General features: G+C 54.5%; 14 protein-coding genes. 9 read left to right on the plus strand and 5 right to left on the minus strand.

The window, feature by feature from the left end; all coding sequences use genetic code 11:
• Positions 1-80 precede the first annotated feature (80 nt).
• Together AC5FXQ_RS13500 and AC5FXQ_RS13505 are read left to right on the plus strand one after the other, a co-directional pair.
• The gene (locus AC5FXQ_RS13500; protein ID WP_493602953.1) at positions 81-3,989 is read left to right on the plus strand and encodes a hypothetical protein; all 3,909 of its coding nucleotides are present in this window, start codon (positions 81-83) and stop codon (positions 3,987-3,989) included.
• Positions 3,990-4,172: 183 nt separating this feature from the next.
• Positions 4,173-5,003, plus strand: a complete 831-nt coding sequence (locus AC5FXQ_RS13505; RefSeq protein ID WP_493602954.1) for a hypothetical protein — start codon at positions 4,173-4,175, stop codon at positions 5,001-5,003.
• 77 nt (positions 5,004-5,080) lie between these two features.
• Here the strand turns inward: AC5FXQ_RS13505 and AC5FXQ_RS13510 are convergent, their stop codons facing one another.
• From AC5FXQ_RS13510 to AC5FXQ_RS13520, 3 genes are all read right to left on the minus strand, one after another.
• Entirely contained in the window at positions 5,081-6,349 is a 1,269-nt protein-coding gene (locus tag AC5FXQ_RS13510) for a cation:proton antiporter domain-containing protein (RefSeq protein ID WP_493602955.1), read from the minus strand.
• Positions 6,350-6,486: 137 nt separating this feature from the next.
• Positions 6,487-6,921 carry a VOC family protein gene (locus AC5FXQ_RS13515; RefSeq protein WP_493602956.1) on the minus strand — a complete coding sequence of 145 codons (435 nt, stop codon included), beginning with the start codon at positions 6,919-6,921 and terminating at the stop codon, positions 6,487-6,489.
• A gap of 25 nt (positions 6,922-6,946) precedes the next feature.
• Positions 6,947-7,834 carry an SRPBCC family protein gene (locus AC5FXQ_RS13520; protein ID WP_493602957.1) on the minus strand — a complete coding sequence of 296 codons (888 nt, stop codon included), beginning with the start codon at positions 7,832-7,834 and terminating at the stop codon, positions 6,947-6,949.
• Positions 7,835-8,195: 361 nt separating this feature from the next.
• Between AC5FXQ_RS13520 and AC5FXQ_RS13525 the strand changes: the two genes are divergently transcribed.
• The 6 genes from AC5FXQ_RS13525 (at position 8,196) to AC5FXQ_RS13550 (ending at position 18,112) form a co-directional block, all read left to right on the plus strand.
• On the plus strand, positions 8,196-10,790 hold the full coding sequence (locus tag AC5FXQ_RS13525; RefSeq protein WP_493602958.1) for a phosphoenolpyruvate carboxylase: 2,595 nt from the start codon (positions 8,196-8,198) through the stop codon (positions 10,788-10,790).
• Positions 10,791-10,863: 73 nt separating this feature from the next.
• Positions 10,864-12,498, plus strand: coding sequence for a transglycosylase domain-containing protein (locus tag AC5FXQ_RS13530; RefSeq protein WP_493602959.1), 1,635 nt, complete (start codon positions 10,864-10,866; stop codon positions 12,496-12,498).
• Positions 12,462-13,970, plus strand: coding sequence for a hypothetical protein (locus AC5FXQ_RS13535; protein ID WP_493602960.1), 1,509 nt, complete (start codon positions 12,462-12,464; stop codon positions 13,968-13,970). Before AC5FXQ_RS13530 ends, AC5FXQ_RS13535 begins: the two co-directional genes overlap by 37 nt.
• Before the next feature lie 89 nt (positions 13,971-14,059).
• Positions 14,060-15,388: a ferredoxin reductase family protein gene (locus AC5FXQ_RS13540; RefSeq protein WP_493602961.1), complete on the plus strand. Its 1,329-nt coding sequence runs from the start codon at positions 14,060-14,062 to the stop codon at positions 15,386-15,388.
• A 157-nt stretch (positions 15,389-15,545) separates the two neighbouring features.
• On the plus strand, positions 15,546-15,917 hold the full coding sequence (locus AC5FXQ_RS13545; RefSeq protein ID WP_493602962.1) for a SpoIIAA family protein: 372 nt from the start codon (positions 15,546-15,548) through the stop codon (positions 15,915-15,917).
• 221 nt (positions 15,918-16,138) lie between these two features.
• Positions 16,139-18,112: a tetratricopeptide repeat-containing sensor histidine kinase gene (locus tag AC5FXQ_RS13550; RefSeq protein WP_493602963.1), complete on the plus strand. Its 1,974-nt coding sequence runs from the start codon at positions 16,139-16,141 to the stop codon at positions 18,110-18,112.
• Between the two features lie 7 nt (positions 18,113-18,119).
• Here the strand turns inward: AC5FXQ_RS13550 and AC5FXQ_RS13555 are convergent, their stop codons facing one another.
• Positions 18,120-18,674, minus strand: a complete 555-nt coding sequence (locus tag AC5FXQ_RS13555; RefSeq protein ID WP_493602964.1) for a 3'-5' exonuclease — start codon at positions 18,672-18,674, stop codon at positions 18,120-18,122.
• A 217-nt stretch (positions 18,675-18,891) separates the two neighbouring features.
• Between AC5FXQ_RS13555 and AC5FXQ_RS13560 the strand changes: the two genes are divergently transcribed.
• Positions 18,892-21,207, plus strand: coding sequence for a GH92 family glycosyl hydrolase (locus AC5FXQ_RS13560; protein ID WP_493602965.1), 2,316 nt, complete (start codon positions 18,892-18,894; stop codon positions 21,205-21,207).
• Between the two features lie 699 nt (positions 21,208-21,906).
• Here the strand turns inward: AC5FXQ_RS13560 and AC5FXQ_RS13565 are convergent.
• A complete protein-coding gene (locus AC5FXQ_RS13565) occupies positions 21,907-23,331 on the minus strand; it encodes a sugar MFS transporter (protein WP_493602966.1) in 1,425 nt (474 codons plus the stop codon).
• Positions 23,332-23,356 lie beyond the last annotated feature (25 nt).

The raw sequence follows: 23,356 nt of genomic DNA on the forward strand, positions 1-23,356 counted from the left end.
TCCCAAACCCCTTCCTCCCGTAAAACAAGGCACTGGCATCAGGTTATGCCTTTCACCATTTCCCCCAACTACAACGATTTATGTCAGAACCAGCTACGCCCGGCAAGGGCCGAAAAGCCTTGAAAATTGCGAGCATCGTGCTTTTGAGCCTGGCTGGTTTGCTACTGTTGGCGCTGTTTATCGTCTTCCTTTTTGCCGAGCCCATGGTGGAGCGCTATCTCAAAAAGCAGGTAGCCGAGCAAACCGAGGGGCTTTACCAACTCCACCTCGACGAACTGGATCTGAGCTTCAGCAACTGGGGCGCCACCCTGCATGGGCTGCATCTATACCCTGATACCGCCGTGCACCGGCAGCAAAAGGAGAAGGGGCAGGCCAGTCCCAGCCTGTTCGAGGTGCAAAGCCCGAAGCTGGAAATCTCGGGCATCAACCTCCGGGCCCTCATCTTCAACGACCGCCTGGCCATAGGCAAGGTGGCGGCAGAAGGACCCGTAATCACGCACTTGCACGATGTGTCAGTCGCGAAAGAAAGCGCTCAGCATTCCAAAGGGGGCGGTGGTCTGGAAGAAGTGCGTATCCGGGAGATCGACCTGCAGGAGGCCAGCTACCGCTACCAGCTGCTGGGGGAGCAGGGGAGGCCACGGCATGACATCCCGCAACTGTCGCTGCAGGTGCAGGAGCTGCAACTGGACCTGCAGGCGCAAGGCGATATCAGCCAAATGTTTCAGGCAGATGGCCTTGACCTCGACATCCGGCGCTATACCTACCAGGCACCCGACAGCGTGTATACCATCCGGGTCGGAAGCTTTACCTACGCTTCAGGGCAGCAGGAGCTGAAAGCGCAGCACATAGACGTGCAACCAAACCTGCAGGCCAATGCGGCGCTCCCACAGGATCAGGCCCATCGCACGCTTTACCGCTTCAGCTCGCCGCTCTTCGTTCTACAGGGTTTGGATATAGCCTCGGCCTGGGAAAAGAAGGAATTGCAGCTCGACCAACTGTTGCTGGGGCGAGGCAGTCTGCAGCTACACGAGATCCCGAACGTGCCCGATGCCGAACAGAGCCCCAGTCTGGAAGAGCAGTATGCCCGGCTGTCGCCATACCTGCGTGCGCTGGGTATAAAGGAGCTTCGCCTGAAAGATGGCAGCTTTTCTTACCACCAGGGAGCAGATACAGCTCAGGCTATTCACCGCCTGGCCGAAGCTAACCTGCACCTGGAAGACCTGCAGCTCGATTCCGTTTCACTGTTTGCACCCAAAGAAAAAGCCTTCGCTGAAGCTATCAGCATCACAACAGGTCGCTATACCTACCAACCTATGCAGAGTCCCTATACCTTGCAGGCGGGCGGGATGCAGCTTTCCACCCGCGACAAGCTGCTCGAAGCAAAGGCCCTGCACCTGGCCGGCGACTGGAACAAAAACGACAGGTTGAAAAGTCTGAACCTGGCGAAGCATACGCTCTACAATGTCCGGCTGCCGCAACTGCGTTTTCAGGAAATGGATCTGCTGGAGGCCATCCGCTCGTCCCGGCTTACGATCGGCAGCATAGCGGCAGAGCAGCCGGTGATCGATGTGCGCACCGACCGGCGTGTTCCGAAGTCAGACGAAGGGCCCGATCTGCAGGAGCTGTACCGGCAGGTGTCAGGTATGGTGAGCAGTCTGGAAGTAGGGGAGATCAGTATCCGCGATGCCGCCCTCACGCAGCACAGCAAAAACAGGAAAATACAGCGCCTGCAGCAGCTGGAACATGCCTCGCTGGTAGCTACGGGGCTGGAGTTGGATTCGGCTTTTGTGTTTGATCCGGATCATGTGATCCCCCTGCAGGACCTGGTGGTAACGGCACGGAACTACCGCTACCGGATGCCCGACAACACCTATACCTTTACCCTGGGCGGACTCCGCTACTCCACACGCCAGCAGGAGTTCCTGGCCCGGTCGCTGGATGTAAACTCGAACCTGCAGGCCAATAATAATCAGAAGCGGTTCAACAATGCCAGCCGCAAGCTCGTCGACCTGTCGGCACATTCGCTGCAGATCACCGGCCTGGACTTGATCCGGTCGCTGAACTCCGGTCGGCTGGAGGCAGACCAGCTCGTGCTCCGTCAGCCGGATATAGCCATGCTGCTCGACCGGCAGGTGGCAGAGTCGTCTGGCTCAGGTCAGCAGGACGCGGGAAAGGCCCTTTTTGAAATGGTGGATCTGATTTCGGTAAACACCATCCGGCTCGAAGACGGCTCCTTTACTTTCAGCGAAAAACTCAGGCCCGTCATGCGCACCCATCAGCTGGAGCACGCCAACGTCACGGTATCCGGATTTGAGCTGAACCCCGAGCGTTTTGCCAACCTGAACGACACCCTCCCGATGGAGGAACTGACCCTGGAGGCAACAGACTATACCTACCGCTCCACCGACAGCCTGTATACCATCCGGCTGGATAGTCTGCACTACTCGAGCAGGCAGCAGGAGCTGGTCGCCCGCACGCTGGAAGTAAAGTCTGACAGGGAGGTGAACGAGCGCCTGAAAGTCAATAGTCCGGATTTGGCCAGCTACAACCTGATCGATATTTCCGCCAAAAGGTCGCGCATCTCGGGCTTTAACCTGATACACGCTTACGCAACGGGCCGCTACCACATGGACAAGCTGCTGCTTGCCGGACCCGAGGTCACCATCCTGCAGGACCACCGTGTACCTGCCATCAAGAGCGTCGCAATGGCCGAGCAGGACACAGCCTCAGAAAATGGCGGGGTAGAAGCAGCAGAAGAACTGGTGACGACCTTGCGTATAGGGCGGATCGATGTGACAGACGGCGCCTTTGACTTTGAAATAATCGGGAGCGATACCATCAGCACCAGCCATACCCTGGCCCATGTAACGCTGGGGATAGATCAGCTCCGGCTGGTGTCGCTGGAAGAAAACGACCCGCTGGATATATTTGATGTGGACGACATCGAGGTGCTGATACAGGGCTATACCTTTCAGCTGCCCGACAGTCTGTATAGGCTGGAGATAAAGGAGATTGCCGCTTCCTTGCAGAACAGTTCGCTGCGCATCGACAGCCTTCGCATGCGGCCGCTTTTCAGTAAAGAGGAGTATGCCGGTATTTTTGAATACGCCCAGGACCGGGTTGACCTGGAAGTGCCAAGGGTCGAACTGGTGAACGTAAGTTTGCGGGCCTTATTCAACAACCAGGACCTGATCGCGCAGAGAATGCTGGTCCGGAATCCGAGTGTGGAGATCTACCGCGACAACAGCATCGGCATTAACCCGGAGCGTCAGCCCCCGACCCTGCAACAGATGCTGCGCGATGCTGACCTGTACATCCGGCTTGACACCGTCTTAGTTGATAAAAAGGACCTGGTGCATCCGGTTATTGCCATTAATGCTGATAAACCGGGCGTGTTCCGCCTGGAAGACATCCGCCTGGAGCTGTTTAACGTCACGAACGACACAGCGCTTATTCGCCTGAACAACATCATTACCGCGAACGTTTCGGCCCAGTTGATGGGCGCCAGCACGCTGCAGGGGCGCTATGAATTTGAGATGGACCATCCGGAAGACCGCTATACCTACAAGGGCACGCTGGACCCGATGGACTTCAGGGCGCTTAATCCTTTGTTTGAGAACATGCTCTTTATCCGGATCAAAAGCGGGCAGATCGGCAAGGCTTCTTTCTCGATTGAGTCAACGGGTACAGCTTCTACGGGGCAGGTGCATTTTCCCTACAGTAACCTGAAGATACAGCTCCTGGGCAAAGATGATCCGGACAACCCCGGCCTGCTGCTCCGGGTAGGGACCCGGCTGATAAACGCGCTGATCATCAAGTCCAACAACCCCTCCACGCTGGGCAAATTCAGAGAAGGGGATGTGGAGGAAGAGCGCGATATGCAGCGGGCAGTTTTTCACCACATGGGCCAGTCCCTGTTCGATGGCGTTGCCACCAGCCTGATGAGCAAATGGGTGGAGCGGATCGTTCTGGTATTTGTGGATCTGTAAAAATTCCTTTGCCCCAGCCATTAGTGGACACCTCTTGTCCATTCATGAACAACTCCCTTCTGTTTCCATAGGCCAGCTCCCTATTCACCATCACTTTTCTTCCTTTCACCCCAAATATTAGCCTTTACTAATTTTTGGCATATATCTTGTTAACGGTATTTTATATATGTCACAAATAAAACTATGAAAAGTTCTAGTGTAAAACCCCGTTTATTCTTGCTGTTGGCCGGATTTGGATTTTCCCTGCTAACGCTCACTTCCTGCGAACATGAGGACGTACTGCCTGCCGCTCCAGCCAAACCTTCGACAGGCACGCCAACTACCACACCGCCGACTACCACACCACCCAACAGCCACGAACAGCCACTGGTGACGACCAATAGCCTGCTCAGGCAGCTTGGCAGCCGCACGTTCCGCTACGATTCGCAAAAGCGGCTGGTGGAGCTGAGTTATACCGATCAGCAGTGGCATGGCTATACCGTGATCTGGGAAGGCGACAAGCCGGTGCGGCTCAACTTTAAAGGAGGGGAGCACTACCTGCTCTATACCTACGAAGGCGATAAAGTAGTCAAGGCGATTACCTACTCACGCGATCATCAGCCGATCTACCACTATACCTACGCCTACGAGGGCGACAGGCTGGTAAAGGAGGTCAACATCAGCTATGCGACTTCAGCGGAGGGCAGACTCCATGTCATTGACTATAAGTATGACGCGAAGGGCAACCTGACGGCACTGGTGCAGGCCTGGTCGACCGACAACAAAGCCGAAAACCTGGGCAGACCGGTTGTCATTACCTGGGGAGGCTACGACGACAAGCCAAACCCGCTGCCTTACGTACAGAGCACCATGTTTTTGCCTGGCGTGAAGCTGTTCCAGAACAACCCGGGCTTCCGTGACGAGGAGATCTATACCTACAGCTACCACGAGTCCGGCATGCCGAAGCAGCGCTTTACCAGACTGAAGGCCTACCCGCACGTGCCGGCCATGGCCGAAACCTTCACATACGAGTAACAATTAGTCAAGCTATGAATGAAAAGAGCCGCCTTTCTGGATAGAAAGAGCGGCTTTTTTGCTTTGATGATGTCTGATCACTTTGCCGCATGTTCAGGTGTGGATTGAGAACGTGCGCGCTGCCCCGTGACTTTGCCGTAGAGTTTTGATAAAGGGGTGGAGCTCACGCCATGGGCCAGCACCGAAGTGCAGATCACCAGGCTCACCACATCCCAGATCAGGGGCTCGTGAAGCTTGTGCTCCGCCAGTGAGCCGTAATAGATCGCAGCTACCGCAATCGGGCCGAACCACCCCAGGAACATAGCATCTTTGTACGTTTTGAGATCGGGGAGCAGCGGCTTGAGCAGCAGCAGCACCGGCGGGCGGCGGAGCAGCAGAATGGCCACTGCGAGCAGCAGTCCGCTCCAGCCCAGGCTCCACCAGCCGCTCCAGGGTATAGCCGTGCCGAGCAGCGCGAAGATAGGGTAGGAGAAAAAGCGGTTCACCGCTTCCTGTCCTTTTTCCTCTTCGCCCCGTTCGTCTTCGCTCACCAGCTGCACAAAGGCTGCTCCGGCGGCAAAAACCACCAGCACTTCATCACTTTTGATGAGCTTGCCACCGCCCACCGCCAGCAAGGAGAGCGCCACCGTGTAGATGAGGCGCCAGTTCTCCTGAATCAGGTCTTTTTTTTCCGCAAACCGCAGCAACTTGGCCGCACCAAATCCCAGGAGTAGGCCTAAGGTCGTGGCGCCCAGTACTTCCCACAGAAAAGTATGCGTAAACCAATGGGAGAGGGCGCTGTCAGGCGTTTTGGTGAGCATGAGCAGCGGCAGAAAAACAAGGAGGTAGCTCAGACCGTCGTTGGCCCCGGATTCAAACGAAATGGCATTGCGCAACCGCTCGGGCAGGTTCTTTTCGGCAACGGGCCCTGTTACAATGGGACTGGCGGCAATGGGGTCGGTAGGAGCAAGGATGGCTCCTATGAGCGCGGCCATCCAGAAGGGCAGGTCGAGTATCAGGTAGATCAGCAGCGTGCTGATCGCCCACATCAATACCATGCCCAGGCCGATGAGCGTCACCATCTGTCCCCATTTCTGGCGGGTGTAGGATTTGGGTATACGCAGGGCCACACTCACCAAACCGATGCCCAGCACCAGGCGCGCCACCTTCTCCAGAATAGACGACCGGTCGCCAAGCTCTTCCGGGTCTATTACATCAAATACTTCCGGACCTAAAAGGATGCCGATGAGCAGGGCGACCAGCGTAGCAGGTATAGGACTTCTCTCCAGCTTTTTAGAGCACAGGCCTAATACCAGCACCAGGCCCCCTAAAATGGTTACAATTGTGTTGATCTTTTCAGTATTCATTCTCTTGCATTTGCTCCGCAAGCAGTTGGTATACCTCATACGGCAGCAGCAGCAATAGGTGAATTAATTGTACGAAAAGAGCCGCCTTTCAAAATTGAAAAAGCGGCTCTTGTTGTCTCCAGTATTGCTATTTGTGGTTATTTCTGATCGCAGTTGAACATCCAGTGAATGCCAAATTTGTCTTCGCAACTGCCGTAGTAGTCGCCCCAGAACATGTCCTGCAGTTCCTGCTCTACTTTGCCGCCTTCCGAAAGTGCCTTGAACAGGCGGCGGGTTTCTTCGCGGGAGTCGGGTTGCAGCATGATGTATACGTTGTTGCCCTGCGTCAGCCGGAAGCCCATCGATTCAGGCGCGTCCGTCCCCATGATCACATGCCCACCCAAAATTGGCAAAGCGATGTTCATGATCAGGTTTTTGTCGGCCTCAGGTATAGGGGGCATGTCCTCGGATGGAGGGATGTCGCCAAAGCGGGAAATGCTGCCGATAAACTCTGTTCCGAAAACGGATTTGTAGAAAAGAAAAGCTTCCTCGGTCTGGTTGGTGAAGTTGAGGTAGGTGCTGACTGTCGCCATCGTTTTATTTTGTGGGTTTAAAGGTTTAGGATACGGTTTCGCACATGGCCTTTATTTTCTGCAGGGCCTCTGGCCAGGTTTCCGAGAAGTGGGCTTCAAACTCCTGGTTCGTATCCACATCAACTGCCAGTATGGTTTCGCCCTGTTCCTCCGTAAAGGTATAGTTCTCCAGCGCCCCGGCCCATTCGGCTACTTCCGGTCCGCTCGTGATCTCTTCGTCATCCTGCACCAGTCCCAGGTGCTCGATGCTGATGAAGTGGTTTGGGATATTCTCCTTTATCCGGCTGACCATGCCGCCAACTTTACCATCTTCCCCTATACCCAGAAACTGTATTTTAGCGCCTTTCTCCCAGGAGCCTTTGTAGTGAGAGGTCGGATGAAACACGGCGGTCCAGGCTTTGTACTGCTCCGGATCGAGCATGGTGTGGTATACCTTGTCGGCAGGAGCCTCAATGCTGATTTCATAATGCAGGGTGCGGGGCCTGGCAGCGGCTTCCACGTATTTTTTGAAATTATCCAGAATAGCCTGCCAGCCCGCCTGCTGCATCTCTACCGAGTGGCTTGTGTCTGCGTCAAATATTTCGGTGACACGTGTCTCTGTGCCGTTTGGCTCAAACCTGATCTCTACTTTGCGGCCGTCCTCCAGGGTATAGGCAATACGCTCGTGCTCCTGCACATCGGTGTAAGTGCCGTTGAAGTCGAAGCCCATGCTGCCGTCTTTTGCTTCCATGCGGGAGTTGAATTTGCCGCCTGCCCTGAGGTCGTTTTCTGCCCGTGGGGTATGCCAGTCATCGGAGGCATTGTTCCACCGGGTGATGTGCTGTGGTTCTGTCCAGAACTTCCAGACTTTTGCTACCGGCGCCTGTATGTTGGTGCTAATTGTGACAGTGGCGGTTTTTGCTGTGTTTTCCATAGTATTTAGCTTATTTTGTGATCATTAACTTGTTATCAGGATTGACAAAGTGCAGCATGAATGTACATATAAAAATCAATTGGAATACAGGAGTAATCAATTGAAATTCATGTTGCTGCTGCGCCTGAAACTAATTGCCTCAGGCCGGTTGCCTTCGTTGTTTTAACTATTACAAATGTACACGAATAGCGCCGGAAAGAGGGGGTGAAAACTGACAAATGAAGGGCCATTTGCGACAAAAATGCGAAGTCTGGTTTAGGCGCTGATGCAGGCACTTGCCACAGGTTATAAGCTGTATACCTGTGCCCTCCAATCAAAATTTCTTATCTTAAGAAAATTTTACGACTGATCTCCTGAAACTATGAACACGCACAATACCCTCCGTGCCGACACCAACCTGGAAGCCTTCTCCACCCTGGTGGGCACCCGCTATGAAATGTATAACAGCCTGTTTTCGTCGCTGCCCTTTCACCGGGTAGAGAAAACAGGCGTGCTGCTTTCGCTGCTGGTGCTGCACTGTGAGGACGGCTACCAGCGACAGCAGAGTCCGGAGGAGATCATCCAGAGTTTTTTTGCGCAGTACACCCACTACCGCACCGAGCAGGAGCAGCACGACCTGCTCTTCCGTTTTGTGCAGTATGCCGAGCGGCAGGTAGTGCTGTTCGATGCACTGGAAGAGGCCGCCTTCCGCGATACCCACGACATGCACGGCGCAGGCACCCTGAACCAACTGAGCATCGCGGTGCTGCATGAGCAGGCACAGGAGCAGCTGGCCCGTAAGCTGCAGGACTTTGCGGTGCGCATGGTCCTCACGGCGCACCCCACGCAGTTCTACCCGAGCAATGTGCTGGGCATCATCAACGACCTGTCGCAGGCGCTGGCTACCGACAATACCTCGCAGGCGCATTCATACCTGCGGCAGCTGGGCAAAACGCCTTTTTTCAAGAAAGAGAAACCCACGCCTTATGAAGAAGCCATCAGCCTGATCTGGTTTCTGGAGAATGTTTTCTATCGCGCTGCCGGCGATATTATTTCTTACCTGGATGCGCAGTTTCCGGGTGTGATCCGACCGGGCTTTAAGCTGATCCGGATGGGCTTCTGGCCGGGAGGGGACCGCGACGGCAATCCTTTTGTAAAAGCAGATACCACCTTGCAGGTAGCCGATGCGCTGCGGGTCGCGGCTATCCGTGCCTATTACGCCGACGTGCGCCGACTCAGGCGCCGCCTGACGTTCAGGGGTGTGGAAGATCTGCTGAAGGAGTTGGAAGCCAAACTATACAATCATTTGTTTGTGCCCGGCTATACCCTGGACCTGAATCAGGAGACCATACTTGGTTCGCTGCGGGAGATCGGCAAATTGCTGTTGGAGGAGCACAACAGCTTGTTCTTAAAGCAGGTGGAGGCGCTGATCACCAAAGTGGAGCTCTTTGGCCTGTTCTTCGCCACCCTCGACATCCGGCAGGATTCCTCGGTACACAGCCACCTCTATGAGGAGCTTTCGCAACGTACCGACCTGCTGCCCAGGGACTATGCGCAGCTTCCGGATGCGGATAAGATAACTGCCCTGGCAGGTATAGCAGAGAGTCTGCAAGACGCCGACATGTTTGCAGACGACGAGCTGCTGCAGGACACCCTGCAAACAGTCGCCACTATCCGGACGATACAGGAGCGCAACGGGGAGGACGGCTGCCACCGCTACATCATCAGCCACTGCACCAGCGCCCTCAACGTGCTGGAGGTTTATACCTTGTTCCGCCTGAATGGCTGGCAAGCCGAGGCACTCACGGTAGACATCGTGCCGCTCTTCGAAACGATCACCGACCTGCGGGAGGCGGCATCTGTGATGCGGCAGCTCTACGAACACAAGGTATACCGGGAGCACCTGCAGCGGCGTGGCCATACCCAGACCATCATGCTCGGCTTCTCCGACGGTACCAAAGATGGCGGCTACCTGATGGCCAACTGGAGCATCTACAAAGCCAAAGAGGCCCTGACGCAGGTGAGTCGGGAGTATGGCATTGAGGTCATTTTCTTCGACGGGCGGGGTGGTCCGCCGGCACGGGGTGGCGGCAAGACGCAGCAGTTCTATGCTTCCATGGGCAACAACATCGCCAACAAAGAGATCCAGCTGACCATTCAGGGACAGACCGTAAGCTCCAACTTCGGCTCGGTGGATGCGGCCCGCTTCAACCTGGAGCAACTCCTGCACGCCGGCATCAGCAATAGTCTTTTCAACCGCAAAAAACCGACCCTGAGTCAGGAGGATGACCAGCTGCTGCAGGAACTGGCGGAGGTGAGCTTCGATGCCTATTCCGAACTGAAGAACAACCCGGTTTTCCTGGAGTACCTGACTTATGTGAGTCCCCTCCGCTACTACGGCGAGGCCAACATCGGCAGCCGTCCTTCCAAGCGCAAAGCGGGCAAGCTGAACCTGGATGATCTCCGTGCCGTGCCTTACGTGGGTGCCTGGAGTCAGCTGAAGCAGAACCTGCCTGGCTACTATGGCGTGGGCAAGGCGCTGGAAGCACTGCATGCCAAAGGAGAATGGCCACGGCTGCAGCAGCTTTACAAGCACTCACTCTTCTTCAAGACCATGCTCGACAATTGTGAGATGGCCATGAAGAAATGCTTTTTCCCGGTGACAGCCTACCTGGCGGAGCATCCCACCTACGGAGAACTCTGGAAGCAGATCTATGAAGAGTTTGAGCGCACCAGGAAGTACGTGCTCATGCTGGCGGGTGCCGACACGCTGATGGCCGACAAACCCATGGACGAGCTTTCGATTCAGCTGCGGCAGCGCATTGAGTTACCCCTGATCACGATACAGCAGTATGCCCTGGCCCGCATCCGGACCCTGGAGGAGCAGGACCCGCAGCAAGCGGCAAAGCAGGTATACGAAAAGCTGGTGGTGCGCTGCTCATTCGGAATCATCAATGCGGAGCGTAACTCCGCCTAGATTTAAAGTCACTTTTAACACAAAATAAACGTACACTTTACTACCAGATTTTTAGAACAAAAACACCTTGGTGATGGTAGTCAGCAATTACCGTCCCACCCACACGGCCAGTAAAGAGAGAAAACGTGGGACCATCCTCAAATGGATGCTCTTTGGCGCTACCCTCATCCTCTTGGGAGCTATCGTCGCGGCCGTGCTATATGAAGCCCGTACATCCCGTTTGCAGGCGCGAGAACTAACGCGCTATGCCCGCACCCTGACCTATCAGGTAGAGACTGGCCAAAGCGATGCGATCATATATCCCAAGCCCGGACCTTTTGATAAACGGCTCGGCTATGCGCAGCTGCCCCAGCTGCTCGGCCGGGCGCAGGAACGGGGCATGGAGGTGGTACAACAGGCGCGCTTTTCGGAGGCGCTGATGCAGTATACCTCTCAGGGTTACTTTGCCCCATACCCCGAAAAAACGCAGGCCGGTCTGCACATCGTCGATTACCAGGGCAGGCCCGTCTACGATTTCAAATACCCGCGTCGCCTGTACGCCAGCTACGAGGCCATCCCTTCGCTGATCACCTCCTCTCTTTTGTTTATCGAAAACCGTGAGTTGCTGGACGCTGACAAGCCTTACATGAATCCGGCCGTTGACTGGCTGCGCTTCACCAAGGCCAGTCTGCACCTGGCAGCCAGCCGGATGGGGCTCGCGTACCAGACCATGGGAGCCAGCACACTCGCCACCCAACTAGAAAAATTCCGTCATTCTCCGGCGGGCATTACCGTGAGTCCGCGTGCCAAGCTGCAGCAGATGGTGTCGGCCAGCGTACGTGCCTACCAGGCTGGTCCCGAAACACTGCCGGCCCGGCAGTCACTGGTGCTGTCTTATCTGAACAACCTGCCACTCTACGGTGCGCCGGGCTATGGCGAAGTGCACGGGCTGGGCGATGGGCTGTGGGTATGGTTTGGAAGTGACCTGGAGAGAGTCAACCGCCTGTTGAGTTTGCCGGCCGCTGAAGGAGACAGTCTGCTGGCACAGGGACAGGCACTGCGGCAGGTGCTGTCGCTGTTCATCGCCCAGCGCCGACCTGCTTACTACCTGAACGAAGGCGGGCATGCAGCGCTGAACGAGTTAACCAGCAGCTACCTGCGCCTGTTGGCCGAGCACGGGCACATCAGTCCGGCGCTGCGCGATGCGGGCCTGGCTAAGGACATCTTCTTCCGGGATTTCAGTGCAGCGCCGATTACTGTGCCAGCCGAAACAAACAAAGGTTCGCTGATGGTGCGCACGCACCTGGCAGGTATGCTGGGCAAGACCCTCTACGACCTCGACCGCATGGACATGGGTGCCACGACTACCCTGGAGCATGCGCTGCAGGGCGAGGTGAGCACTTACCTGAATCGCCTGAGCGATCCGGCTTTTGCCAGGAGCGTGGGGCTGTATGGAGAGCGTCTGCTAAGTCCGAAACAAGCAGCTGAAATCAGGTATAGCTTTACCCTGTATGAGCGCAGTCCGCAGGGTAACCTGGTGCGCGTGCAAACCGACAACACCGACCAGCCGCTGGACCTGAACGAAGGCAGCAAACTGGAACTGGGTTCCACCGCTAAGCTTCGCATGCTAGTCACTTACCTGGAGATGATCGAAGCACTCCATACCCGATATGCGGGGAGTCGGCTGGGGAGTTGCGACGGGCACTGGCCGGTTCGCAGGACAACCTGAGTCGCTGGGTGCTGCGCTACCTGCTGCAGGCCAAAGACAAGAGCCTGGCCGCCACACTCGATGCCGCCATGGAGCGCCGCTATTCGGCCAGTCCGCATGAGCGCTTTTTCACGGGCGGCGGCATGCATACCTTCCACAACTTCAGCGACACCGACAATGGCCGCAACCCGACCGTGCGCGAAGCCTTTCTGAAATCGATCAACCTGCCCTTTGTCAGGCTGACGCGGGACGTGGTGCGGCACAGCATACAGCAGCAGACAGGAGGCAGCGGCAGTTTGCTCGGCAACGATGCTGACCCACGCCGCCGGGAATACCTGACCCGCTTTGCCAACCGGGAAGGGGAGACCTACCTGCTTCGCTTCTGGCATAAGTATAAGGGCAAGACAGAAGAAGAGCGCTTCGAAACGCTGCTCAAAGGCATGCACCTCAACTCCGTCCGACTGGCGACGGTGCACCGCTTCTTTTACCCGCATACCGACTCCACCAGCTTCACCCGCATGATGCGGGAGCGGCTACCCTGGGAAAAGAAGCTCAAAGACAAGCGCATCATGGAGCTCTACCACCAGTTCGGACCGGAGGCCTTTGACCTGAACGACCAGGGCTATATTTCACGGGTGCATCCGCTGGAACTGTGGCTCTTGCAGTACCTGCAGCAGCATCCGGAGGCCCGGTGGCCGGAGGTGGCGGAGGCGAGCATGGACACCCGGCTGGAGGTATACAAATGGCTGTTCCGCTCACGCCACAAGAGCGCCCGTGACTCCCGCATCCGCACCATGCTCGAGCTCGACGCCTTTGCCGACCTGCAGCAGCGCTGGCACAAACTCGGGTATCCTTTTCAGCAACTGGTACCTTCCCTGGCGACGGCCCTTGGCTCGTCCGGCGACCGCCCCGAAGCGCTGGCCGAACTGATGGGCATCATCCTGAACGATGGCGTGCGTCACCGCACCCGCCGCATCGAGGAACTGCACTTTGCCAAAGAGACACCCTATGAAACCGGCCTGAAGTGGCAGGTAGGGGAAGGGGAGCAGGTGCTGGCACCGGAAGTAGCCGCCCTCGTGCGGGAAACGCTGCTGGATGTAGTGGATACCGGCACTGCCCGTCGGTTGCAAGGTGGTATACCAGGTACGGATGGAAATACGCTGCGGCTTGGCGGCAAGACCGGCACGGGCGACAACCGGGTCGTGACCATGAATAAAAGAGGGGAGCGACTGTCCTCACGCAGCGTCAACCGCACCGCCACCTTCGTGTTCTTCATCGGCGACAATCACTTCGGTACGCTCACCGCCTTTGTGCCAGGCCGTGAAGCGGCGGAATTTCATTTCACCTCTTCACTGCCGGTGCAGGTGCTGCGGGGTATGGCCCCGATCCTGGCGCCCTACCTGGAGCAAAACAATAGTATAGAGCAGCCTACTCCTCCGGATTCCGTCTTTCTGTCGACCAATATACCTGAAAATCAGTATACTATACATTAGGCTTTAAACGATGAACCGTCCGGTTTCTAAGCCCTGACATTGGGTATAGGGTAGTGACAGGTATAGCCGGATAGGATAATTGACAAGAGATGAGATATTCTTACCGGAGAGGTTTTTCCTGGCTTTTACTATTCACCATACTTGCCCTGGTGCCGCTGGGCCTTGCCCTGGTAGGGCCTGTACCTGCCGCCCGGGATTTCTGGACAGAGCTGGGAGTGGCGCTGGGTTTCATCGCCCTGGCAATTTTTGGTTTGCAGTTCCTGTTCTCCGGCCGCTTCCGCTGGGTGGCGCCTACATTCGGCATGGACAATATCGTGCATTTTCACCGCAAGATGGGGCTGGTCGCTTTCTTCTTCATACTGGCTCACCCGGTCATCCTGATCCTGAACAATTCTGAATTTCTCTCTTATTTCGACCCAAGTGTTAACCTGCTTCGGGCTATTGCGCTGTCTTATGTTTCTGTCGCGCTGATCGCCATTACAGTTACAAGCGTCTGGCGGCTGGCCTTTAAACTGAGTTATGAGAAGTGGCGGCTGCTCCATGGTTTTCTGGCACTCTCGATCGTGTTTGTGGGCGTGGTGCACTCCATACAGGTATCACACTACCTGGACCCACTCTGGAAAAAGATTGTGCTCGCCCTGCTGCTGGGTGCCTGCATGTACCTGGTGCTGCACACCCGTCTCGTGCGGCCCTGGCTGAACCGCAAAAAGCTCTACCGGGTAACGCAGGTAAAAGATGATCGGGACGAGTGCTGGACGCTCACCCTCCAACCTGAGTCAGGCAAAAAGATGCAGTTCAGACCCGGGCAGTTTGCCTGGATCACCGTAAACGACAGCCCCTTTACCTTGCAGCAGCACCCCTTCTCCTTTGCCTCCAGCGCCCGCGACAGTACGATCAGCTTCACGGCCAAGGAGTCCGGCGATTTCACCTCTACTTTCAAAGACATACCCAAAGGCGCCAGGGTATACCTGGAAGGACCTTTCGGGTCGTTCACCCCTGAGCCGGACAGTCACCTGTTTCTGGTGATGGGCGGCATCGGGATTACCCCCGGCATGAGCATGCTGCGCACCATGCGCGACGACAAAGATCCCCGCCAAGCCATCCTGCTCTATGCCAGCAAAAAGTGGGAGGATGTGACCTTCCGGGAAGAACTAACCGAGATCAGCAAAGTGATCGACCTGCGCATCATTCATGTGATAGAAGATGTGCCGGATGAAGAAGAGCTACCGGAAGATATTGACGGGGAGGGAGGCCGGATAGATGAGGAGATGCTGGCCAAATACCTGCCTGACAAGCCGGAAACTTTCATGTACTTTATCTGTGGTCCGGGTCCGTTGATGGATGTGGTCGAGATCGGCCTGCACAACCTGGGTGTAGACTGGCGCCGCATCTACTCCGAACGTTTTGAAATTGTGTAATTAACCAGACAGCCCATGCAAGAGAAATACAAAAAACTACTTTACAAGATCATCAGCCGCCTGGGCGACCTGGTCGGGCTGGTGCTATTGCTGGCAGCTGTTTTATTCGCCTCAAGGGCACTGTGATAGATAAGCTATACCTTTAAAATGAAGCAGGATGATAAAGAAAATAGACATTGGCCACGACCATGTGCTGGCATTCAGAGTGGAGGGAGAACTGGATGTGCAGGACATGAAAGAATCGCAGCAGGTCATCAAACCGGAACTGGAGTCGGCAGCTCCTTTCAATCTATACCTGGAGATGGCAGCCTCGGAAGGAGTGGAGCCTGCCGCCGTTCAGGAGCGGGTAAGCTTCATCTTATCCAACTTCGGTGACGTGCTGGAGAAGGTGAAAAAGATTGCACTTGTCACTGATAAGAACTGGCTGCAGCACCTGATGTCAGGCGTGTTCACAGTGGTGCCTTCCATTGAGCAGCGATCCTTTTCTTTTGAGGAGAAGGAAGCCGCCCGCCGTTGGGTGGCGCATTGAGATTTTATAAAAAAGACGAAATAAATATAGGGCTCAATTGTCTGTGATTCAGCTGTGTAAATTATTTTGTGAAGTGTTTGGTTAGGAGTGTCTCTTTTGCATAAATTTGGTGTTTCTAAGTATCGGAGAGTATTTTGTGTTCATAGCTGCATTGTCAGTTCAAGACAGGAAGAGGGTAGAATTCTAAGTGCTGAAGGTCCGATCAGAATTGCACAGTTTATATGAGAATACTTTTACTTTTTCTGTTCTGTCTTCCAGGTGTGCTGACAGCGCAGGACAGAATTGCCGATAGCTTGAAAGTGGAGTTAGCCAAGGCTGTAAGCGACTCAGCCAGAGTGAAGCTCAATGGCAGCCTGAGCAGGCACTACGGTCTGACGGACGCCTTAGTGTCACGGAAATACGGGCTGGCAGCCGAGCAGCTGGCACAGTCCATCGGCTTTCAAAAGGGACAGGCCAATGCGCAAATATTAGTGGGTAACTCTCACCTGATGATGGGAGAGTATGATGAAGCCCTGCAATACTACTTTAAATCTCTCCGGCTAAGCGAAGCCTCTCAGGATACCCTCCACCTGATCTCTTCCTACATCAACCTGGGCAATGTTTACAATAGGACCCATGATTTTGACCGTGCGGTGCAGCACTACAGCAAAGCAGCCGAAATAGCTGAGCAAGCACGTGACGTGCAGCGCCTCGGCAGTGCTTACAATAACCTGGGAGATATTGCAGAAGCCCGCAAAGATTTCCCTACAGCGCTTAGTTACTATAAAAAAGCCATCAGACTGCAGGAGCAGGCTGGCAACAAAAAGGGGCTGGCCATCGGGCTTCACAACCTAGGCTACCTGCACCTGCACCTCGGGCGACCGGCTGAAGGACTGGTACACCTGTTCAAATCCGTTGCGCTCAACCTGGAGGTGGGCAACGACATGATCAGGATGTCGACCCTGGGCCGCATATCAGAGTTATACCTGGCCATCGGAAAGCCGGAACAGGCGCTGCAATATGCCAGCGAAGGCTACCAGATGGCGGCCTTGAGCGGATCGAGCAAAAAGATAGCGGAGGCCAGCTGGAACATGCACACCGCCTATGCCGCCCTGCACGATTATACCCGCGCTTATGAATACTTGCTTTTGCACAACAAGCACAAAGATGTGCTGCACGAGGAGAGCCGTGAAAAAATGGAAGCGGAGTTGACGGTGCAGTATGAAACTGAACAGATGGAGGCGGAAAACAACTTGCTGAAGGCAGAGCAGGAGCGTCAGGCAGCCGAGCTGAAGACACAGCGCTGGTTCATTGCTTCTGTCATGGGGGTGCTGCTGGTGCTGCTAGTGCTCCTGGTTGAGTTAATTAAAAGCCGCTCGCGTCAGCAGGCGGCCTACAGAAGGCTGGAAGAAGCGCACACGCTCGCCCGTTCGCAGCAGTCCGAGATCGCCCTGCAGTCAGAGCAACTGCGGGTGCAGAACGAGCGCCTTGCCAGGCAAAGTGATTTCCAGCACAAGGTGTTCTCCATTATTTCGCATGACCTGAGAGGCCCTTTTGCTTCTGTAAAAAGCGTGCTGACACTGGCAATGCGCAAGAGCATGACAGAAGCCGACACAAACCGGATCTTTGGGCTGCTTAACCGCGACATGGAGGTTGCCAACAACATGCTCGACAACATCCTGATCTGGGCTAAGGCGCAGCTGGACGATGCAAACGTGCAGCTCCTGCCAGTGAGCCTGCAGACCTTGGTCGATGAAGCCATGGTACAGGTGAAGTCCCATGCCGACAGGAAGGAAATCGTGCTGATGAATCAGGTGGACCCTGCCGCTTTTGCTCTGTCTGATAAAGAGCGACTCACCTTTGTGCTTCGAAACCTGCTAATGAACGCCATCAAATTCTCTACTACAGGAGGTGAGATTGTAGTGGCTGCATCGGTAGCAGAAAACAGCATCGCATTGCAGGTAAAAGACAGCGGGAAAGGAATTTCGGCGACGAATATTTCGAAGCTGTTTACTGAAAAGCGCTTCACTACCCTGGGCACTGCAGGTGAAAAAGGAACCGGACTGGGCCTGATGCTTTGCCAAGAACTTCTCGAAAGCTTCGGTGGCAGCATCCGGGTAGAAAGCACCGAAGGGGTAGGCAGTACCTTCTTTGTCGAGATGCCGGTTGCTATACCTGTGACCGAGGCTGTGGAGAGGGAAGAAGAACTGGTTTGATGATACGTTAAACACGGGCAATCTTACTTCCCATCCGCACAACAAATTCCTCTTCAGAACTGGTGCCCGTCAGCTCGAGGGCCTTCAGCGATAGTCGGGCGCAGGCGTCGGCGTCGGAGGCGGCACGGTGATGCAGGAAGTTGATGCGGTGCATGTTGCAGAGCGTTTTGAGGTCGTACTTGTGCATGCCCTTCCAGATGTTCTTCGAAAATTTCAGGCTGCAGGTATAGCGCGCCTCAGGTAGCGGGATGTTATATGTTGCCAGTGTTTTGCGCAGCACGCTCATATCAAAGCTTGCATTGTGGGCAATCAGCAGCTGCCCTTCCAGGTAGGGTTTTAACTCCGGCCACAACTCAGCAAAATCAGGCTGGTCTTTCACGTCAGCAGGCCGGATGCCATGCACGGCTATGTTGAATGAATTGAAGTGAGGGTAATACAAAGGCTTGATCAGCCAGGAGCGTGTTTCCACAATCTTCCTTTCCCGCACCACAGTTATACCTATCTCACAAGGGCTGTCACGCTGTGGTGTGGCCGTTTCGAAATCAAGCGCAATAAAATTCATAAGGAGGGTGCTTTTAAATGCTGGGAGTACAGATCAATCAAAGTGCAATTTAATCATTTTGCCGCGAAATCTTCTGAATGCTTCTGCTGACAGGTATAAATCCAGTTATAGCGCTTTGTTAGGTAATTGTCGTAGCTGATTGAGGGCTAAGTTTTTAAAAATAAGCTTTAACTTTAAGCTATCTTTAAAACACGATTCTCCACAAACAGCTCGTCTTATGAGAAGTATCGCCCTTTCAGTTTTATTGCTTATACCTTGCCTGACCTTTGCGCAAAAGAAGGCAGCGCCTGACCTGGTGAAGTACGTCAACCCGATGATCGGCACCGCCAAGATGGGCCATACCTATCCGGGTGCCACGGTGCCGTTCGGCATGGTGCAGCTGAGTCCTGACACCGACACCATTCCTTATGAGGTGAACGGTAAGTATAACAAGGACGTGTACAAGTACTGCGCCGGCTATCAGTACGACGACAAAACGATTGTCGGCTTCAGCCACACCCACTTCAGCGGCACGGGCCACTCCGACCTGGGCGACTTCCTGATCGCGCCGACTACCGGCAAACTTCAACTGAACCCCGGCACGGCCGACAAACCGGAGAGCGGTTATCGCTCGGCTTTCTCCCACGCTAATGAATTGGCAGAACCGGCCTACTACAAAGTAAAGCTCGATGACCACAACATCATGGCTGAACTCACGGCCAGTAACCGGGTAGGCATGCACCAGTATACCTTCCCGAAGTCAGAGGAGGCGCATATTATCCTGGACCTGATGTCGGGCATTTACAACTACGACGGCAAAACCACCTGGACTTTTGTGCGGGTGGAGAACGATACCCTGATCACCGGTTACCGCCAGACCAACGGCTGGGCCCGCACCCGCACGGTTTACTTTGCCATGGCCTTCAGCAAGCCTTTCCACCAGTATGGCAACAAAGATTACTCGGAGGCGCAGGTGTATAAAGGCTTCTGGCGCAAGTTCGACCAGACCAAAAACTTCCCTGAGTTTGCCGGCAAAAAGATAAGAGCCTACTTCGACTTTAAAACAGAGGAGGGAGAGAAGATTAAGATCAAGTTTGCCTTGTCGCCGGTTAGTACCGAAGGCGCTTTGGCTAACATGAAGGCCGAGATACCGCACTGGGATTTTGAGCAGGTGAAGCGCGAAGGACAGGCCGCCTGGAACAAAGAACTTAACAAAGTAGTGGTGGAAGCCGGTAAGGATGACCTCGTGAATTTCTATACCGCCATGTACCATTCCTTCCTGGGACCCACCACCTACATGGACGTGGACGGCAGGTATAGAGGCATCGACATGAACGTACACCAGGCCGATGGATTTACCAACTACACCAGCTTCTCGCTTTGGGATACTTACCGGGCGCTGCACCCGCTATTCAACATTCTGCAGCCGGCCCGCAACAACGACATGATCAAATCGATGCTGGCGCACTACGACCAGAGCGTGCACAAGATGCTGCCGGTGTGGTCGCACTACGCCAACGAGAACTGGTGCATGATCGGTTACCATTCCGTGCCGGTGATTGCCGATGCTGTGATGAAAGGCAATGGCAATTTCGATGCGAACCGTGCCCTGGATGCCTGCGTACAGACCGCCCGCACCCGCTACTACGATGGCCTGGAATACTACATGGACATGGGCTACGTGCCGGAGGACAAAAACGGTTCTTCCGTATCGAAGACGCTGGAATACGCCTACGACGACTGGTGCATTGCCCAAATGGCAAAGAAGCTCAACCGGCAGGACATTTATGAGGAATTCAGCAAACGCGCCCAGAATTACAAAAACGTGTACGATGCCAGATCCGGTTTTATGCGCCCTAAGCTGAGCGACGGTACCTGGAAGAAAGAGTTTGACCCGCTGGACACCCACGGGCAGGGCTTCATCGAAGGTAACTCCTGGAACTACAGCCTGTACGTGCCGCACGACCCAGCCCAGATGATCGCGATGATGGGAGGGAAGACCCGCTTTGCCCAGCACCTGGACTCGCTCTTTACCATGGAGCTTCCGGACAAGTATTTTGAAAACACCGAAGACATATCCAGAGAAGGTATCATCGGCAACTACGTGCACGGCAATGAGCCTTCGCACCACGTCCCTTTCCTTTACAACTGGACCGACCAGCCCTGGAAAACACAGGAGCGAACCCGCATGGTGCTCAAGGCCATGTACAAACCGACAGTAGACGGTCTGGGCGGCAACGACGATTTCGGGCAGATGAGTGCCTGGTATATTTTCAGCGCCCTGGGCTTTTATCCAGTTGCACCGGGGTCTGATCAGTATGCCATTACCAGTCCGGCTATCAAATCAGCCACGATCAACCTGGAGAATGGCAAGATCTTTACGATTGAGGCGAAGAACCAGAGTGACAAGAATGTCTTTGTCCAGAAGATGGAGCTGAACGGGAAACCTGTCAATCGCACCTACCTGACGCATGGGGAAATTATGAACGGCGGGAAGATTATCTTTTACATGGGGAGCAGGCCGAACAAGAAGCTTTTTGCTGTAGCGCCTTGATCAGGTATAGCTTGCTTTGTAGCAACTGCTGTTATAGGTATAACATCCCGTGCTGTTCTATAGCTTGCCCTGGCCGGGCGGGCCCTACTTTTTGTCTTGACACAAATCGAGGGTCCCTACCCCCTAAGCAAAAAAGTCAAGACGCTCCAAATCGAGGGCCCCTACCCCCACTCGCTGACCGCTCTTGACAGGGGGACCCCTTCACGCCCAACAGTGGAGCGCCAAGGTGCACCGGGCCAAAGCGATCTGTTTCATTGCTCAAGGGGCAAGTTAGTCTTGCTACCCCTGCCAGTGGTGTGAGAGTAACTGAAACTACAATGTATATACCTGTAAAGTAGTAGCTACAGACTCCCCGCCTTGGCTAAGGAGGGGCAGGGGTGGTTGGACCCGGTAATACCAAAGTACTGCTGTAATTACAACGCTTATACCATTAGAGAGACATCAGCAAAAAATCCGCTCTTGAGATGGACAAGGGTGTGTGATAGCAACTGCCTGTCCTCCCTTTCACTAAGATCCTTTCAGGATGACATAAGGGAAAGCAGTAGCTGAAATTCCCCTCTTGAGAGGGGCAGGGTGTGTCAATCGTGCATGTGAATCCTGAAAATCCCTAAATCCTGAAAATCCTGATTCTGACAAAAAAAAGACCGCAGGCTAACCCGCAGTCTTTTGTCTTTAGTCTAGTGTGCTTTTGTCCGGTATCTATACCTGAGCTTCCCTCACCTTATACCCCACAAAGCCATAATACACAATGTAGGCATAGCAGAGCATTGGGATGATAAAGGAAAGTTGCAGGTCACCACTCAGGTCGGCGAACAAACCCTGTAGCGGAGGCACGATCGCACCACCCACAATGGCCATAACCAGCAAAGAAGAGCCCTGGCTAGTGTGTCGGCCCAGCCCTTTGATAGCCAGGTCGAAGATGGTTGGGAACATGATGGAGTTGAACAGACCAATGGCGATGATGGCCCACATGGCCAGCGAACCTTCTGCAAACACACCAATCAAAAGTAAACCAATTACGGCCATGGCAAACAAGCCTACGGTGTGGTTAGGTATGAAGCGTGCCAGGAGCAATACGAGCACGTTCAGCGCAATCAGGCCTAGTATGATGAGCGCCTGGTTCATGTCATAGAGTGCGTATACCGTCAGGAAAGTAACTAAAGCAATCAGAGAGATTACAGCAAATTTGCCCGTACGTTTGAAGGTACTCAGCGCTACAGCACCGAAAAAGCGGCCGATCATGGCACCACCCCAATAGAAAGCCAGGTAATGCTTCGCCTCCGATTCAGACAAGCCGGTGATTTGCGGAAGTTTAATGTAATTGATCAGCGCACTGCCGATGCTCACCTCGCCACCCACATACATGAATATACAGATGATGCCCAATACCAGGTGCGGATACTTTGTGGCCGCGGCACCGCGCTCTATTTTACCGCCTCCTTCCAAACGCGGCAGCTTCGCCACTTTGATCAGCACAGCCAGGAGCAACAACAAAGCAGCAAGTCCCAGGTAGGGGAGTTTGACAGAATCTGCGGTGTCAATTTCAGCTGAAGCCACCTGGTCGAAGATCAGGTAACCCCCGATGATTGGTGCGATCGTGGTGCCAAAGGAGTTTAGTGCCTGCGACAGGTTCATGCGGCTGGAAGAGGTTTCGGGTGAGCCCAGTATGGCCACATAGGGGTTTGCCGTGATCTGTAGCACCGTTATACCGGATGCCAGCACAAAAAGCGCCATCAGGAAGAAGCCGTAGCTATGAAACACGGCCGCCGGGTAAAACAAGGTACAGCCCAGCGCCGCTACGATCAGGCCGATGATGATGCCGTTCTTATACCCGATCTTCTGGATGGGGTCACCTTTGCTGACGGACAGCAAAAAGTAGAGAAATGACACGATGAAATAAGCTCCAAAAAAGGCTGTCTGGATCAGCATGGCCTGCCAGAGCTGCAGTGTGAAGACCTCCTGCAGTTTTGGGATCAGGATGTCGTTCATGCAGGTGATGAAGCCCCACATAAAAAAGAGGAGCGTAACGACGATCAGCGGCGAGGTATAGTTTTTATAGTCTCGCGTAGACTCTGTGGGCTGAGAAGCAACTTCTTCAGCTGCAATAGGCGTTATGGATGGCATCAGGGTATAGTTTAGTGTTGATAAG

The organism is Pontibacter sp. LHS1 (assembly GCF_058932855.1).

Bases quoted from the DNA above. Each gene is read 5' to 3' on its own strand.
- AC5FXQ_RS13500 (WP_493602953.1), top strand. From the start codon at position 81: ATGTCAGAACCAGCTACGCCCGGCAAGGGCCGAAAAGCCTTGAAAATT.
- AC5FXQ_RS13505 (WP_493602954.1), top strand. From the start codon at position 4,173: ATGAAAAGTTCTAGTGTAAAACCCCGTTTATTCTTGCTGTTGGCCGGA.
- AC5FXQ_RS13510 (WP_493602955.1), bottom strand. From the start codon at position 6,349: ATGAATACTGAAAAGATCAACACAATTGTAACCATTTTAGGGGGCCTG.
- AC5FXQ_RS13515 (WP_493602956.1), bottom strand. From the start codon at position 6,921: ATGGCGACAGTCAGCACCTACCTCAACTTCACCAACCAGACCGAGGAA.
- AC5FXQ_RS13520 (WP_493602957.1), bottom strand. From the start codon at position 7,834: ATGGAAAACACAGCAAAAACCGCCACTGTCACAATTAGCACCAACATA.
- AC5FXQ_RS13525 (WP_493602958.1), top strand. From the start codon at position 8,196: ATGAACACGCACAATACCCTCCGTGCCGACACCAACCTGGAAGCCTTC.
- AC5FXQ_RS13530 (WP_493602959.1), top strand. From the start codon at position 10,864: ATGGTAGTCAGCAATTACCGTCCCACCCACACGGCCAGTAAAGAGAGA.
- AC5FXQ_RS13540 (WP_493602961.1), top strand. From the start codon at position 14,060: ATGAGATATTCTTACCGGAGAGGTTTTTCCTGGCTTTTACTATTCACC.
- AC5FXQ_RS13545 (WP_493602962.1), top strand. From the start codon at position 15,546: ATGATAAAGAAAATAGACATTGGCCACGACCATGTGCTGGCATTCAGA.
- AC5FXQ_RS13550 (WP_493602963.1), top strand. From the start codon at position 16,139: ATGAGAATACTTTTACTTTTTCTGTTCTGTCTTCCAGGTGTGCTGACA.
- AC5FXQ_RS13555 (WP_493602964.1), bottom strand. From the start codon at position 18,674: ATGAATTTTATTGCGCTTGATTTCGAAACGGCCACACCACAGCGTGAC.
- AC5FXQ_RS13560 (WP_493602965.1), top strand. From the start codon at position 18,892: ATGAGAAGTATCGCCCTTTCAGTTTTATTGCTTATACCTTGCCTGACC.
- AC5FXQ_RS13565 (WP_493602966.1), bottom strand. From the start codon at position 23,331: ATGCCATCCATAACGCCTATTGCAGCTGAAGAAGTTGCTTCTCAGCCC.